Origin of the sequence: uncultured Paenibacillus sp., assembly GCF_963515335.1 — a bacterium.
In the GTDB taxonomy this organism is placed as follows: Bacteria; Bacillota; Bacilli; order Paenibacillales; family Paenibacillaceae; genus Paenibacillus_I.
This window is the reverse complement of the sequence record NZ_CAUPYC010000001.1, coordinates 58,892-74,288: the sequence shown is the minus strand read 5'-3', so window position 1 is coordinate 74,288 and position 15,397 is coordinate 58,892. Positions and strand designations below refer to the sequence as shown.

Sequence of the window (15,397 nt, the reverse complement as noted above, 5' to 3'; positions counted from 1 at the left end):
TACGGCTGCTGCGACAGGGAGGGAACGCATATGGGAGCGAGCAAAGAGAACAAGCGCAGAAGAGAGGAACGCATACGCAGTCTGCTGGACCGGCCGCCCGAGGCTTATGGCCGCCCGCCCGCCGGAACGGTCGCGGATAACCGCCGGACCGAACCGGCGGAGCCGGGAAAGACCGCCGCCGGGCAAGGAATCCGCGCCGCGGAGCCCGATCCCGAAATCGAGTGGAAAAGGAAATCGAGGGAGTGGCTGCATGCGGTTCACGGCGGAGACCGGCAGGGAACCCGCGACGACGAATACCCTTCGGGACGCATGCCGGGAAGCGGCCGTCAATCGACCGGTTTTCTCCGCCGCCTGGTGCTGTCGGCGGTACTGTTCGGCGCGGTGTGGGGGCTGTTCCGGCTGGACATGCCGTGGGCCGAACCGGCGCGCGCATTCGTGATCGCCGCCTTGACCGAAGAGATGGATACCGCGGCCGTGGCGGCGTGGTACAGGGATACTTTTGCGGGAGCGCCCTCCTTCATTCCAAGCTTCGGAACGGCGGGAACGGAGAGCCGGAGCGTCGATGGAACGGTCCGTCTGCCGGTCGTGGCCCCGGTGCCCGGCGGATCGGTCGTGCGCAGCTTCGCGGAAACGCTGAACGGCGTCGAAATTTACGGGGCGGCGGACAGCGCGGTAAGGGCGATGGAGACCGGGCGGGTAAGCCGCGTATCGGCCGACGGAGCGGGAGGTGTCCGCGTCGTCATCCGGCACGCCGACAAAGTCGAATCCATATACGGCAAGCTGTTCGAGGCAACCGTTCAGGAAGGGGATTGGGTCGAAGCCGGGGACCGGATCGGCACGCTCGGACGGGAGAAGGACGGCGCTTTCGGTTTGCTTTTTTTCTCCGTGCAGGTCGACGGAAAGGTTGTCGATCCGACGGATGTGGTTCCGCTTGATTAATTGGCTCGGCATCCGCTGGAACGTGCACCCGCTGTTCGTGCTGGTCATGCTCGGTTCGATCGTCACCGGTTATGTGGCGGAGCTTGTCGTCCTGTTCGCCATCGTGCTTGTCCATGAGCTGGGGCATGTCGCGGCGGCGAAAGCATTCGGCTGGCGCGTCCGCGAAATCAAGCTGCTGCCGTTCGGAGGCGTGGCGGAGACGGAGGAAGCGGGCACCGTGCCGGCGGCCCAGGAAGCGGCGGTCGCGGCGGCGGGACCGCTGCAGAACGTATGGATGGCCGCGGCGGCGTGGGCGCTGGGACGATGGGCCGGCTGGGATGAGGATTGGGCGGCCTACATCGCGCGGGCCAACGTGATGATCGGCCTTTTCAACCTGCTGCCCGTGCTTCCGCTCGACGGCGGGAAGCTGTTGCAGGCGGCGTTCAGCGGCGGCTTTCCATACCATCGGACGCTTCATTGGGGAGCGGCGCTCAGCCTTGCCTTCAGCGCGGGAATGGTCGCTTTTGCCTGCATCCCGCTGAATGACGGCGGCGTTCAACTGAACCTTCTGGCCATCGGCCTCTTCCTGTTCGTTTCCAATTGGACGTACCGCCGCAATCTCCCTTTCGTATTTCTGCGGTTCCTGATGCACCGCGGCGCCGAGTCCGAAGCCCGCCGGGAGAAAGGGGCGCCGGCCGCGCCGATCGTCGTGACCGGACGGCAGACGGTAGGGGGCATTTTGCGGATGCTTCGGCGCGGCCGTTACCATTTGATCTATGTGACGGGCGAAGGCGGGAGGCTGCTCGGCGTGCTGCCGGAGGAGAGGGTGATCGAGCGCTACCTTGAGGTGGGGAGACAGGGCGCGACGCTCGCGGAGCTTTTCCCGACGTAGGCTTTCCTGTCCTTTGGTTATCATGTAGAATGTTATCATATAAAATAAAAGCCAGAAAACGCGCATCCGGCAGGTGACGGTCGACAATGAAGCTGAGGTTGGTGCATGTCGAGGAGCAAACGATCGAAACGGCGGTCCTGTCGGACGGCCGTCTTTTGGAGTACCGCCGGGAGGCGTCGTCAGGCGGCCAGACGGCGGGGAACATCTACAAAGGCAAAGTGGTCAATGTGCTCCCGGGCATGCAGGCGGCGTTCGTCGATATCGGACAAGGCAAGAACGCGTTCCTCTACATCGACGAGGTGCTTCATCCGAATTTGGAGCGGCAGCCGCGGGACAAGCCGTCCATCGCCGGGCTGCTGCGCGCCGGACAGGAGCTGCCGGTGCAGGTCGTGAAGGAGCCGCTGGGCGGCAAGGGAGCGCGCGTAACGACGCATTATTCGCTGCCCGGCCGTTTCCTCGTCTACATGCCGCATGCGGACTATGTGGGCGTATCCAAAAAAATCGGGACGGAAGCGGAACGAACCCGTCTCAGGCAAGCGGGGGAGGAAATCCGTCAGGCGCGCGAAGGCATCATTCTGCGGACGGCGGCCGAAGGCGAAAGTCTCCGGTCGCTCGGCAAGGACGCGGCGTATTTGCGCGAGCTGTGGCAAAGCATTGCGGAGAAGGCGGAGCGGGCGTGCGCTCCGAGCGAGCTTCACCGGGAAGCCGGGTTGATGCAGCGGATCGTAAGGGACATGCTGGACGTGGAGACGGACCGGATCTGGATTGACGACGAGCGGGCTTTGGCCGAGGCGCGCGCCATGATGAAGGAAACGGCGCCCGCTATGGAATCGAAGCTTAGCCTGTATTCACCCGCAGGCCGGCAGCCGTTGTTTGAGGCGTACGCCGTCCACGCGCAGCTCGAGAAGGCGTTCGCCCGCCGGATTCGGCTGGCGAGCGGGGCCGATCTCGCCTGGGACCAAACCGAGGCGCTGACGGTTATCGACGTGAACACGGGCAGATATACCGGCTCCACCGGTCTTGAGGAAACCGTCTTTCATACCAATATGGAAGCGGCCGAGGAGATCGCCCGGCTGCTCCGGCTGCGCGATGCGGGAGGCATCGTCATCGTCGATTTCATCGATATGGCGGAAGCCGCGCACCGCGACCGCGTGATGGAGCGGCTGGAGCAGCTGGTGCGCAAGGACCGGACGAAATGCCATGTGGTCGGCTGGACGAAGCTCGGGCTGCTGGAGCTCACCCGCAAAAAGGTGCGCGAGGATGCCGCCGGCCGGCTGTACGAGCCGTGTGCCGCGTGCCGAGGCAGCGGCCGGATCTATGTGGGAATGCCGCCGGCCGGGCGGTAAGCATTGGATGACGGGGAATGCGGCAGCTATCTTGAATCGGCCCGTCAAGTGTGCTATAATCTTGCAGTGTGTGTTTAGTGCTTGTCGCTATGCATGCTACAACCGCTCCGAACGGGTATCGAAGCGCGGCCGGTCATTCGGTTGCCACCCGGGTCAGGCGAGTCTTAGACATGAGGAGGTGCACCATCCATGTACGCAATCATCGAAACAGGCGGCAAGCAGTACAAGGTTCAGGAAGGCGACGTCATCTACATCGAGAAGCTGGGCTTGAACGAAGGCGACAGCGTAACGTTCGATCGCGTTCTGGCCGTATCCAAGGCTGACGGCCTCGTAACCGGATCCCCGCTCGTAGCGGGCGCGAAGGTTTCCGGCAAAGTCGAGAAGGAAGGCAAAGGCGCGAAGATCATCGTTTACAAATACAAAGCCAAGAAGAACTACCGCCGCAAGCAAGGCCATCGTCAGCCGTACACGAAAGTGACGATCGGCGCAATTGAGGCGTAAGAGGGTTGCGGGATGATTACCGTCACGTTAACCCGGCGGACCGCGGACCGCGCCATCGTATCGTTTGCCGTCGAAGGCCACGCGAGATTCGCGAAGCCGGGCAAAGATATCGTGTGCGCGGGCGTGTCCGCCGTCACCGTCGGCACGGTCAACGCGATCGAGTCGCTGGCCGGCCTGCAGCTGCCCGCCGCCATGCGGAACGGCTGGCTGCAATCGGAAATTCCGGAGACGGGAGATCCGGCCAAGGACGACCGGGTTCAGCTGCTGCTCGAATCGATGGTCGTCATGCTGGGAACAATCAGTCAATCTTACGGCAAGTATGTCGTTATGCGCGAAATCATGCTTTAAAGAAGGAGGAGAACACCATGTTGAAGCTGAATCTTCAGTTGTTCGCGTCGAAGAAGGGCGTAGGCTCGACGAAGAACGGCCGCGACAGCCATTCGAAGCGTCTCGGCGCGAAGCGTGCGGACGGCCAGGTCGTAACGGCCGGCAGCATCCTTTTCCGCCAGCGCGGCACGAAAATTCATCCGGGCAGCAACGTCGGCATCGGCAAGGACGACACGCTCTTCGCAAAAGTCGAAGGCGTCGTGAAGTTCGAGCGTTGGGGCCGCGACCGCAAAAAGGTCAGCGTGTACCCGGTTGACGCGGCGCCTGTCGCCGCAGCAGTCGAAGCTTAAGATCGCATCATTCCCGGCCTGGCGACAGGCCGGGTTTTTTTGGTTTTGCGGTCCTTGCGGCGCCACGGGAAGGGAACCGGAATACGCTGCGGAGCAAATCGCCCGCTTTTTGGGCGTAAGCCGTGAACTTTTGGGCATGGCATGCTATACTGGTTGAGGGTTTAGGCGATGTTGAACGGAGAGAGGACATTTTCATGAATCGTTGGCGGACGATACGATATTACGCGGCCGGCTCGGTGCTGCTGCCGATCGCCGCGGTATGGTTTTGGCGGGAACAGCTGTGGCCTGCCGGGGCGCTGCTGCTATGGTTGACGGCGGCTGCCGCGATCTGGATTATAGCCGACCGGAAAGAGCAGGCACTGCGCTCGGAACGGGCGCAGGCCGCGCTTGAGACGAAGGCGATCCGGATGCTGAATCACCACAGGCACGATTGGATGAACGAGCTCCAGGTGTTGTACGGGTACATCCGGATGAACAAGCCGGATAAAACGGTCGAATGCTTGGAGAAAATAAGGGAAGCTATGACAGCGGAAAGCCGGATCGCGAAGCTGGGCATCCCGTCCTTCATCCTGTTCGTGCAATCGTTCCGGACGGTGACGAACGCGATGCAACTGCAAGTCGATGTTGCCGACGACGTGAATTTGGCCGAGCTTCCCTTGAACGGCGAGAAGGTTGCGGATACGTTGACGGATCTGATCAATGCCTACCGTTTCGGCGTGAAGCCGGGCGGCGGCGATGCGGCCCGTTTGACGGTCGGCCTGCACCGCAATGAAACGGCTCTGCTCATCGATCTGCGGTTCGAGGGTGAGCTTCTTAACGCGCAGGAACTATACGCCAAATGCAGGCAGCGGGTGAAGAAATCGCCGCTGTATGCGGACCGGCTGGAACCGGATATGTTGACGGCGGCGCTGCGCGCCGATTTGAGCCGGTGAACGGAGGAGCAACATGTTTGTTGATAAAGCGAAAATATTCGTTAAAGGCGGGGACGGCGGAGACGGACTCATCTCGTTCAGGCGGGAGCTGTACGTTCCGGAGGGCGGGCCGGCCGGCGGCGACGGCGGCAGAGGCGGCGACGTCATATTTCGGGTGGATGAAGGCTTGCGCACGCTCGTCGATTTCCGCTACCAGAAGCATTTCAAGGCTCCGCGCGGCGAGAAGGGCAAAGTGAAAGGCATGCACGGCGCCGGCGCGGAGGATATGATCGTCCGCATTCCGCCGGGCACGGTCATCATCGATGACGATACGCAGGAGGTCATCGCCGATATGACCCGCCACGGGCAAGAAGTAATCGTGGCCAAGGGCGGACGCGGCGGACGCGGCAATATCCGGTTCGCCACGGCCAACAACCCCGCGCCTTACATCGCGGAGAACGGCGAGGAAGGCGAGGAGCGCTGGGTGGTGCTCGAGCTGAAGGTGATGGCCGATGTCGGGCTTGTCGGCTTCCCGAGCGTCGGCAAATCAACGCTGCTCTCGGTCGTATCCGCGGCGAAGCCGAAGATCGGCGCCTATCATTTCACGACGATTACGCCGAACCTGGGCGTCGTGGACGTGGGCGACGGCCGCAGCTTCGTTATGGCCGACTTGCCGGGGCTGATCGAGGGCGCCGCCGAGGGCGTCGGGCTTGGGCATGAATTTCTGCGCCATGTCGAGCGGACCCGCGTCATTATCCATGTCGTGGATATGGCCGGCACCGAGGGGCGGGACCCGTTCGAGGATTGGGTGAAGATCAACGACGAGCTCGTGAAATATAACGCAAAGCTGGCGGAACGCCCGCAGATCGTCGCGGCCAACAAGATGGACATGCCGGATGCGGACGATCAGCTCGAGCTGTTCAAGCAGCAGCTTGGGGAGCTGCAGGACGGCAAGGAATATGAAATCGTTCCGATCTCGTCGCTTACGAAAAGCGGGATTCGGGAGCTGCTCTACAAGGCGGCCGACCTGCTGGACGCCATGCCGGAGGCGCCGGCGCTCGAAGAAGTGCCGGAGATTGAGGAGCGCAAGGTGTACCGGTACGAGAAGAAGGATGAGGACGAGTTCTCCATCCGCAAGCAACAGGGCGTCTACATCGTCGAGAGCCCAAGCATCGAGCGGTTCATTAAACGGACGAACCTGACCTCGTACGACGCCGTTATGCGCTTCGCCCGCGTGATGCGCAACATGGGCGTCGACAAGGCGCTGCGGAAGGAAGGGGCGAAGGACGGCGATCTCGTGCAGATCGGCGACTACAGCTTTGAGTTTTTTGAGGGCGCGGATTATTACTTTGAATAGGGGCTGCGGTTAGGGCTCCGGTTGGGGCTCCGGTTTTTCGGGTGCTTCGCTCCGTTTCGCGTCCGTTTCCTGATTCACTAAGCCCCCATAAGGTGGAAACGGCCGCAAACAAGTCGCTCTTCCCCCGAACAACCTCCGCAGCAGGTTGGAATTAAACCAAAAAACGGAGACAAGCTGAGACGAATCAAGCGTCGACAACCGGCGAGGAAGAACGGTGAAGAAGCACCACGGCTTACCCTTTCACCTAGGGCGCCGGACGCCCGCCTGATTGAAGCAGCCCTGCGCCCAGCATGCGCAGGGCTGCTTCGCGTTCGCGGGCGCGCGATTAAGTTAGCTTTTTTCACCCGGCATCAAGTATAATAAAAGTCGAACTTTTTCGGATGTGCCTATTGCGGTATCGGTATCGTTGCCGTTATAATGTCCACTAGGGAAGAACATGTGTCTTTACTGGGAGGACGAATGATGACGGAACGTTATTATGTCGTCCGCGAGGACATTTTGCCTGAAGCGATTGTGAAGACGATTCAAGTGAAAGAGATGCTGCAGCGGGGAGAAGCGGAAACCGTGCACGAGGCGGTGGAGCGGGCCGGCCTGAGCCGGAGCGCGTTCTACAAGTACAAGGACGGCATATACGCGCTGAACCAGCTGGAGAGGGAACGGATCGTCACGGTGTCGATGGATCTCGAGCACCGGTCCGGCGTTTTGTCCAAAGTGCTCGGGTTCGTTGCGGGCTCGGAGGGAAATGTGCTGACCATCCACCAAAGCATTCCGCTGCAGGGACTGGCGAACGTCGTCATCACGGTGGATACGACCGGCATGGCGGTTCCGCTTACGGGACTGATCGACGGCATTCGCGGGCAGGACGGCGTCCGCAAGGCGAACGTCATCGGGCAAGGCTAGAAAATGTGTATCGTGGAGGAGAAATTATGAAACCTGTCAAGGTAGGGTTGCTCGGGCTCGGAACGGTCGGGACGGGTGTCGTGCGCATCGTGGAGGGCCATCAGGCGGATTTGTTCGGCCAGGCCGGCTCCCCGATCACGATCGAAAAAATAGCGGTCAAAAACATGGCGAAGCTGCGCAATGTGGCGATCGACCCGGGGAAGCTTACCGAGGATCCGTGGGATGTCATCAACGATCCGGAAATCGACGTCGTCGTCGAGGTTATGGGAGGCATCGACCAGACCAAGGTTTACATTCTGGAGGCGATCTCCCGCGGGAAGCACGTCGTAACCGCGAATAAGGACCTGATGGCGCTGCACGGGCCGGAAATTCTCGCTGCGGCGCGCGAAAACCGCTGCGACGTGCTGTACGAGGCGAGCGTGGCCGGCGGCATTCCGATCATCCGGACGTTGATTGAGGGCTTCTCCTCGGACCGGATTACGAAAATTATGGGCATCGTCAACGGGACGACCAACTACATCCTGACCAAGATGAGCCGCGAAGGCGCGTCCTATCAGGACGTCCTTAAGGAAGCGCAGCAGCTCGGGTATGCGGAGGCCGATCCGACTTCCGACGTGGAGGGGCTGGACGCGGCGCGCAAAATGACGATTCTCGCCACGCTCGGCTTCCGCGCCAATGTGGCGCTGGAGGATGTGTCGGCCAAAGGCATTTCCGCCGTCAGCAAGGATGATATCGCGTTCGGCAAGCGGCTCGGCTACGAGGTGAAGCTGCTCGGCATTGCGGAGCGGCAGGATGACTACATCAGCGTTTCGGTGCAGCCGACGCTGGTCAGGAACAGCCATCCGATCGCTTCGGTCAATGGCGTGTTCAACGCGGTTTACGTATACGGCGAAGCGGTCGGCGAGACGATGTTCTACGGGCCGGGCGCGGGCGAGCTTCCGACGGCGACGTCGGTCGTGGCCGACCTCGTAACCGTCGTGAAAAATCTGAATCTCGGCGTGAACGGCATGCAGGCCGCGTCGGTGTTCAAGGAGAAGAAGCTGAAGACCGACGCGCAAATCTCCTATAAAAACTTCCTCCGTCTGCATGTGGAAGACAAGGCGGGCGTACTGGCCAAAATTACGCAGGTGTTCGCCGAATACGACGTCAGCCTGGAATCGGTCATTCAGCAGCCGAGCACGGATCATCCGGAGGCAGAGATCATCGTCATTACCCATGACGCGAGCAAAGCCGCGATGAACGGCGTACTGCAGGCATTTGAATCGCTTGATGTGATCCGCAACGTGAAGAGCGTCTATCGTGTGGAAGGCTAGAGGGGAAAGGTTCGGCCCGACAGCTTGCGCGCGGATCATACAAAAAGGAGTTCATCGGTTGTTATGAATCATTCAGAACGGCGAGTGCTGGCAAAGGTGCCTGCCAGCACGGCGAATCTCGGGCCGGGCTTCGATACGCTCGGCATGGCGCTGTCGCTCTATGCCTGGATCGAAATGGGCGTGTCCGATTCCGGGACGGTCATTGAGCTTCACGGCGGTAATTTGGGCGGCGTACCGACCGATAAGAGCAATTTGATTTACAAGGTGGCGCAGCTGGTTTTTGAGGAAGCGGGCGTGCGCATTCCGGAGCTGCATATCGCGATGTACAGCGATATTCCGCTGACGCGCGGGCTCGGCAGCAGCGCCAGCGCCATCGTCGGCGCGCTTGCTGCGGCGAACGCGCTGGTCGGAAGCCCGCTTGACGATGACCGGCTGTTCCAGATCGCCACCAGGCTGGAAGGGCATCCGGACAACGTCGGAGCTTCCGTTTTCGGCGGGATCGTCGTCGCATCGTGGGACGGAACCCGCGCCGATCATATCAGGCTCGAGCCGTCTCCGGATTTGGAAGTGCTGGTGGCGATTCCGGACTTTCAGCTGTCCACGGAGAAAGCGCGCCACGCCTTGCCCGGCCGATTCGGGATGGCGGACGTCGTGTTCAACGTCAGCCGCAGCTCGCTGCTCGTCGCCGCGCTTGCCACCGGCAACCACGGCATGATCCGGACCGCCATGCAGGACCGGGTGCATCAGCCGTACCGCGTGGCGCTCATTCCGGGGATGGCCAGGATTCTGGACGAGGCCGCCGGGCACGGCGCTTTGGGCGCGGCGCTCAGCGGCGCAGGACCGACGCTGCTCGCGCTGGTGGAGTCCGGCAGCCCGCGCAAGCGGGAGCTGGAGCGGTTTCTGCTGGACACGCTGGCGGCCGAAGGAATCTCCGCGACGGCTTTATGGCTGAGGCCGTCCGCGGCCGGGCCTGAATTGACCGTGACGGAAGGCGCAGCGGCGGCGCAGCTGGCGCCGCTGATGGAGCGGATTAAAGGAGAAGTAAGGGCATGTTAAAAGCAGCGGTACTGCCGGCGGGGTCGACCTCCGACGACGCGGCGCGCCAACTGTTCGGCGCCATGGAGGTCGAATACCGGTATCACAAATTGATCGCCGACGTGTTTTTATCCACGGTGAACGGCGACACCGACTACAGCGTCATCCCGATCGAGAACACGATCGACGGCTCGGTGAGCCTGCATACCGATTGGCTTGTGAACGAGGTCGAGCTGCCGATTCAGGCGGAATGGGTTTATCCGTCCGTGCAGAACCTGATCGGCCGGAGCTCGGAAAGCTTGGATGACGAGGGCAGGCTGGATTACGACCGGATCGTAAAGGTGATGAGCCATCCGGTCGCGATGGCGCAGTGCACCCGCTTTCTGCGCGAACGCCTGCCGCACGCCGAATTGGAGAACGTCAGCAGCACGACCGAGGCGATCCGCATCGTCAAGGACAACCCCGGCGCTGGATGGGCGGCGATCGGCCAGCGCAGCGGGGCCGTGCTTCACGGGCTTGACGTACTGCAGGAAAGCGTCACCGACCACAACAACAACTATACGCGCTTTCTGCTGATCGGGCGCGAGCCGTTCACGGCGCGTGTGACGGACGCTTTTAAGACAAGCATTCAGATTACGCTGCCGGAGGATTTTCCGGGCGCCCTGCACCAGGTGCTTTCCGCTTTTGCCTGGCGCCGCATTAACCTGTCGCGCATCGAGTCCCGTCCGACCAAGAAAAAGCTCGGCAGCTATTACTTTTTGATGGACATCGAAATGTCGCTGGATACCGTCCTGCTGCCCGCCGCCATCGCCGAGATCGAAGCGCTTGGCTGCCAGGTGCGCGTATTGGGAAGCTATCCCAGCTTTTCGGTCATAAGCACAAATTCGGAGGTGTAAGGAGAAGCATGGCTGAGCAATGGATCTATTTGAACGGCGATTACGTCACGAAGGAAAACGCCAAAATATCGGTTTACGATCACGGCTTTCTTTACGGGGACGGCATTTTTGAAGGAATCCGCATTTATAACGGCACGATTTTCAAATGCAAGGAGCACCTTGACCGGTTGTACGATTCGGCTCGGTCGATCATGCTCGATATCCCGCTCTCCTATGGGGACATGCAGGCCGCGCTCGTCGAAACGATCCGCCGAAACGGCTTGAGAGACGGCTATATCCGCCTGATCGTCTCCCGCGGTCCCGGCAATCTCGGACTCGATCCGAAACGCTGCCCGGCGGCATGGGTCATTATTATTGTGGAGCAGCTGGCGATTTATCCGGAGGAGGCGTACCGCAACGGCCTGGTGTCCGTCTCCGTCTCGCAGCGCCGGAATATTCCCGATGCGCTTAACCCGAAGATCAAGTCGCTCAACTACCTGAATAACATTCTGGTCAAAATCCAGGCGAATCTCGCCGGCGTCGGCGAAGCGATCATGCTGAACGCGCAGGGTTATGTGGCGGAAGGCTCGAGCGACAATATCTTTATTATCAAAAAAGGCGTCGTCTACACGCCGCCCTGCTATATCGGCGCGCTTGAGGGCATTACGCGCGCGGCGATCATGGAGCTGTGCGGCAAGCTCGGCTATAAGCTGAAGGAAGAGCCGTTCACGCTCCACGACGTGTATGTGGCGGACGAGGTGTTCTTCACCGGAACCGCCGCCGAGGTCATCGCCGTGCGCGAGGTCGACGGACGGACGATCGGCGAAGGCAAAGCCGGTCCGATCACGACGCATCTGCTTGAGGAATTCCGCAAAATCGTCGATGTCGACGGCGTCAAGGTGTACGAGTAGACGAAATAAGGGAGCAACAGGTTCGTAACCGCCGTTTGCGGGTGCGCGCGCGACTCGTTCGCGGCGGCCCGGACGGCGGTTTTCGTTTCTCGTGGCGAACGGAAGCTTCGCTTCATTTTCGGGGGATAATTTTGGCTTTGTAGGGGACACCAGCCCACCGCCTGCATAGGATGTAATGATTGACGGCGATCGCCCGGCGTTGTTACGCCATGCGCGCCGCGACGAAGAACGTGACAGGAGGTTTTGTGGCTCGTGAAAATCCACATGGTCAAAAAAGGCGACACGCTGTACGAAATTGCGAAAAAGAACGGCACTACCGTCGAGCAGCTGATGCAGCTCAATCCGGGCATCACGAATCCGGACGTTATCGACGTCGGGATGAAGGTGAAGGTGCCGGGGGGCGGCGTCAAGCCGAATTCGCCTTCGGGCGACTGGATGCATCAGCACGTCGTCAAGCAGGGGGATACGTTATGGAAGCTGTCCAAAGCCTGGGGAATCCCGCTGGCGGACATGATTCAGGCGAATCCGCAGCTGAAAAATCCGAATGCTCTGCTGACCGGCGAAGTCGTCAACATCCCGAAGGCGGCCTCCGCGCCCTTTACTCCGCTGACGCTGCCCGAATTGCCCGATCTGCAGCATATGCCGCACGGTTTTCCGGCTAATCCCGGACACGGCAAAACGTACACCGGCCCGATCGAAGGAAAGGCGCCGACCGCCCCTGTAACACCGGCGCCTGCTCCGTTTCCGGCGCCGCCGAAGGCAGCCGAAACGGCGCCGATGCCGGTTCCGACGCCGCATGAGGCGATGCCGTTCGACATCGATCTGTTCAAGCAGTTCCAGATTCCCGCTGCCGAAGCCTTCACATTTTGCGATTTTCCGCCCCCGCCGCAGATGACGGTACCTTCGGCGCATGACTGCCCGCCGCCGATGCCCGCGGCTGCGCCTGTTCCGGCCGCCGCGTGGCTGACAGGCATGACGCTGCCGATGACGCACCAGATGCCCGTTATGCACGGCTACCCTTGTCCGCCGGGGACGATTCCTGTAGCCGATTGGGCCGGAGCCTTGCCGCAGACGGCGCCGCAGGCCTACCCTCCGTTCGCGCCGCAAGCCGGGGTAACGGCCGGCGGATACGGCTCGTTCACGGGGCACGCCGATGTGACGGCGGGCTTGCAAGGATACGGCGCGATGCCCCCGGCATTCGGCGCCGCTTCGGTCCTTCCCGCGATGCAGCCGGGCCATGACGCGGGCGGCCTTTTCGGACCGGGCGGTCTTTTCGGCGGGCCAGCGCTGCCGTATTACGGTGCGGGATCCGCCGTCGGCGGTATTCCCGCCCAAGCTTATACGGCCGGCATGTCGCCCGCTTATCCTTATCCGATGTTCGGAGCATACCCCTCGGCTATGGGTATGGATCAAAAACCGTGCGGCTGCGGCTGCTCGAAACGGGAGGAGGCGGAGAACGGGACGAACGGCGGGGATACCGGCGGCGATGCGGATGAACCGGTGAAAACCGGCGTCCGGGCGCAAACGGCTAAAGCGTCGTCCGTCAAAAAGCCGGCGGCCAAAGCGTCGGTCAAATCCTCCGCTTCCCGTCCCTCCGCCCGCAAGGCTCAGGCAGCAAGAAGGTTCGGCCGGCCTTGGCTGAACCGGTAGCCTGTACCGAGGCGCAGCGCCCCGGCAGCTTCGGCGGCCGGGGATTTTGCCGTGGGGGTCGGCCTTTCGCCTCCCGCATAATCCGGGGAAGGGCAGGAAACAATAGGGAAAACGGGTAAAGGAGAGCTCCCTGTGATGGGATTCAGTCTGTGGAAGCAACTGAAAAAACGGCTTCGGCGGGGCAAACGGCCGGGTTTGCAGCTCGCGGCCCTGCTGATGGGCGCGGCCGTGGCCTGCGGTTCCGCGATCCCCGTCGAAGCCGCCCGCGCCGCGGCGGCGGATAAGCCCGCCTATTCCTTCGATATGCGCGGCGCCGAGACTCCGCCGAAGCAAAGCGGCGCGCCGCGGAGCGTGATCGAAACGCTTCGGACGAGCGAGGAACCGCTCCCTGTGCGGCTCCGCAGCGTCTATCTGTGCGGGGAGGAAACCCGGTCGCTCGGTCTGATGGGCGCGAAGCAGGCGATCGCCCTGCTGCAAAAGCACCCCGGATGGACCGCGGTGATGGATGAAGACGGAGCAGTCGTACTGGAGGAGCGGATTGACGACCTGTCGCCGGCATGCAAGGAAAGCGCCGTGTTCGGCGTCGACAAGGACGGCAACCTGTCGCTGTTCGACGGGCCGCCCGAGCGAAACAAGGTGCTGCGGACGTTTTTTCAGCTGGATGTGAACTATATGGAAAGCAGTTTGCCGCCGGGCCGGCTCGATGCGCTGGAGCGGGGCATCCGGGTGACGGACGTCGACGAATTCAACAGCGTGCTGTCGTCGTTCGCCGATTATGCGCTTGAAGAAAGCCGCAAGGTCATGAAGCCGACTTTTTGACGTGGCGCCCCGCAAGGGGCGTCTTATTTTTTTCGGCGCATCTGTTCGAAGCCGTAGCGGCATCCGGTCCAAACGCCGTGTTCTCATGCGTGCGAACATTTGGTATAATGGGTTGAAGCTGACAAGCACTCGGGTTTATGCGGGGAGAGGAAACATTTTGCGGGTATTGGGGATTGACCCGGGCATTGCCATTGTCGGGTTCGGATTCATCGACAAAATCGGGAGCCGGCTGGTTCCCGTGCAATACGGCTCTGTCGAGACGGAAGCCGGCACGCCGCATCCGACTCGGCTGCTGCAGGTGTACGAGTCGGTCGGGGCGCTCATGGACAAATACAAGCCGGATGCCGTGGCGGTCGAGAAGCTGTTTTTCAACCGCAACGTGACGACGGCTTTTACCGTCGGCGAGGCGAGGGGCGTTGTCGTGCTGGCCGCGGTTCAGCGGGGGCTGTCGGTGGCGGAATATACACCGATGCAGGTAAAGCAGGCGATTGTCGGCTACGGCAAGGCGGAGAAGCGCCAGGTGCAGGAGATGACGAGAATGTTTCTGAACCTGTCCGCCGTTCCCAAGCCTGACGATGTGGCCGATGCGCTCGCGATTGCGATTTGCCACGCTCATTCGGCGGTGCTGCTCGACAAAATGAATGGAGTGACGCGTCGATGATCGATTACGTAAAAGGCACGGTTGTCCATATCGAAACGGAGTATGTCGTCGTGGACGTCCGCGGCGTCGGCTATCGGGTGTTCACGCCGAATCCGTATGCGATGGCCGGCTCGGACGAGCCGGTGACGATCTACACGCACCACCATGTGCGGGAGGATGCGGCGCTGCTGTTCGGCTTCGCGACGAGGGAGGAGCAGAGGCTGTTCCGCAAGCTGCTGGATGTGTCCGGCATCGGCCCGAGAGTGGCGCTGGGCGTGCTGGCGGGAGCGAGGCCCGAGTCGATAATCGCGGCGATCCAGCAGGAGAATGTGGCGTTTCTGACGAAGCTGCCGGGCATCGGCCGCAAGACGGCGCAGCGCATGATTCTCGATCTGAAGGATAAAATGGACGCGGTCGCCGGCGGCTTTGCGGCGGCTGCCGGTCTTGCCTACGATCCGCCGGCTGCGGCAGTCGGCGGCCAGGGAGAGGGAACCGCCTGGCCGGAAGCCCGCGAGGCGCTTGCCGCGCTCGGATACACGCCGGCCGAGCTTGACCGCGCCTGGCAGGCGCTGGGCGGGAAGGCTGAGCCGGACGAGCCGGTCGACGCGTTGATGAAGCGGGCGCTGCAGCAATTGTTCAAAGGTTGACGGGA

General features: G+C 61.7%; 17 protein-coding genes and 1 other annotated feature. All 17 genes read left to right on the top strand.

The annotated features are described in order from the left end of the window. The first annotated feature begins 30 nt into the window (after nt 1–30). The 17 genes from RWM61_RS00345 (at nt 31) to ruvA (ending at nt 15,392) form a co-directional block, all read left to right on the top strand. Nucleotides 31–939 carry a M23 family metallopeptidase gene (locus tag RWM61_RS00345; protein ID WP_313996051.1) on the top strand — a complete coding sequence of 303 codons (909 nt, stop codon included), beginning with the start codon at nt 31–33 and terminating at the stop codon, nt 937–939. Next, nucleotides 932–1,810 (top strand): site-2 protease family protein, encoded by an 879-nt coding sequence (locus tag RWM61_RS00340; protein WP_313996049.1) that lies wholly within the window; start codon nt 932–934, stop codon nt 1,808–1,810. Before RWM61_RS00345 ends, RWM61_RS00340 begins: the two co-directional genes overlap by 8 nt. A gap of 86 nt (nt 1,811–1,896) precedes the next feature. Further along, the gene (locus tag RWM61_RS00335; RefSeq protein ID WP_313996046.1) at nt 1,897–3,156 is read left to right on the top strand and encodes an Rne/Rng family ribonuclease; all 1,260 of its coding nucleotides are present in this window, start codon (nt 1,897–1,899) and stop codon (nt 3,154–3,156) included. A gap of 90 nt (nt 3,157–3,246) precedes the next feature. Beyond that, nucleotides 3,247–3,331, top strand: a sequence feature (ribosomal protein L21 leader region). Nucleotides 3,332–3,345: 14 nt separating this feature from the next. After that, nucleotides 3,346–3,657 (top strand): 50S ribosomal protein L21, encoded by a 312-nt coding sequence (gene rplU / locus RWM61_RS00330; protein WP_313996043.1) that lies wholly within the window; start codon nt 3,346–3,348, stop codon nt 3,655–3,657. A gap of 12 nt (nt 3,658–3,669) precedes the next feature. Then, a complete protein-coding gene (locus tag RWM61_RS00325) occupies nt 3,670–4,005 on the top strand; it encodes a ribosomal-processing cysteine protease Prp (RefSeq protein ID WP_313996040.1) in 336 nt (111 codons plus the stop codon). A gap of 17 nt (nt 4,006–4,022) precedes the next feature. After that, nucleotides 4,023–4,334 carry a 50S ribosomal protein L27 gene (gene rpmA / locus RWM61_RS00320; protein ID WP_313996037.1) on the top strand — a complete coding sequence of 104 codons (312 nt, stop codon included), beginning with the start codon at nt 4,023–4,025 and terminating at the stop codon, nt 4,332–4,334. Nucleotides 4,335–4,528: 194 nt separating this feature from the next. After that, nucleotides 4,529–5,266, top strand: a complete 738-nt coding sequence (locus RWM61_RS00315) for a Spo0B domain-containing protein (RefSeq protein ID WP_313996033.1) — start codon at nt 4,529–4,531, stop codon at nt 5,264–5,266. A 13-nt stretch (nt 5,267–5,279) separates the two neighbouring features. Then, nucleotides 5,280–6,602, top strand: coding sequence for a GTPase ObgE (obgE, locus tag RWM61_RS00310; RefSeq protein WP_313996031.1), 1,323 nt, complete (start codon nt 5,280–5,282; stop codon nt 6,600–6,602). A 462-nt stretch (nt 6,603–7,064) separates the two neighbouring features. Next, a complete protein-coding gene (locus RWM61_RS00305; protein ID WP_313996028.1) occupies nt 7,065–7,502 on the top strand; it encodes an ACT domain-containing protein in 438 nt (145 codons plus the stop codon). 26 nt (nt 7,503–7,528) lie between these two features. After that, nucleotides 7,529–8,815: a homoserine dehydrogenase gene (locus RWM61_RS00300; protein ID WP_313996025.1), complete on the top strand. Its 1,287-nt coding sequence runs from the start codon at nt 7,529–7,531 to the stop codon at nt 8,813–8,815. A 63-nt stretch (nt 8,816–8,878) separates the two neighbouring features. After that, the gene (gene thrB, locus RWM61_RS00295) at nt 8,879–9,871 is read left to right on the top strand and encodes a homoserine kinase (protein WP_313996022.1); all 993 of its coding nucleotides are present in this window, start codon (nt 8,879–8,881) and stop codon (nt 9,869–9,871) included. Further along, the gene (pheA, locus tag RWM61_RS00290) at nt 9,865–10,746 is read left to right on the top strand and encodes a prephenate dehydratase (RefSeq protein WP_313996019.1); all 882 of its coding nucleotides are present in this window, start codon (nt 9,865–9,867) and stop codon (nt 10,744–10,746) included. The genes thrB and pheA overlap by 7 nt, the downstream gene beginning before the upstream one ends. Before the next feature lie 8 nt (nt 10,747–10,754). After that, nucleotides 10,755–11,636 carry a branched-chain-amino-acid transaminase gene (gene ilvE, locus RWM61_RS00285; RefSeq protein ID WP_313996016.1) on the top strand — a complete coding sequence of 294 codons (882 nt, stop codon included), beginning with the start codon at nt 10,755–10,757 and terminating at the stop codon, nt 11,634–11,636. A gap of 252 nt (nt 11,637–11,888) precedes the next feature. After that, on the top strand, nt 11,889–13,286 hold the full coding sequence (locus RWM61_RS00280; protein ID WP_313996014.1) for a LysM peptidoglycan-binding domain-containing protein: 1,398 nt from the start codon (nt 11,889–11,891) through the stop codon (nt 13,284–13,286). Nucleotides 13,287–13,421: 135 nt separating this feature from the next. Then, nucleotides 13,422–14,105, top strand: a complete 684-nt coding sequence (locus tag RWM61_RS00275; RefSeq protein ID WP_313996373.1) for a BofC C-terminal domain-containing protein — start codon at nt 13,422–13,424, stop codon at nt 14,103–14,105. A 157-nt stretch (nt 14,106–14,262) separates the two neighbouring features. Beyond that, on the top strand, nt 14,263–14,766 hold the full coding sequence (gene ruvC, locus RWM61_RS00270) for a crossover junction endodeoxyribonuclease RuvC (protein WP_313996010.1): 504 nt from the start codon (nt 14,263–14,265) through the stop codon (nt 14,764–14,766). Next, nucleotides 14,763–15,392 carry a Holliday junction branch migration protein RuvA gene (gene ruvA, locus RWM61_RS00265; RefSeq protein WP_313996007.1) on the top strand — a complete coding sequence of 210 codons (630 nt, stop codon included), beginning with the start codon at nt 14,763–14,765 and terminating at the stop codon, nt 15,390–15,392. The genes ruvC and ruvA overlap by 4 nt, the downstream gene beginning before the upstream one ends. Nucleotides 15,393–15,397: the final 5 nt, after the last annotated feature.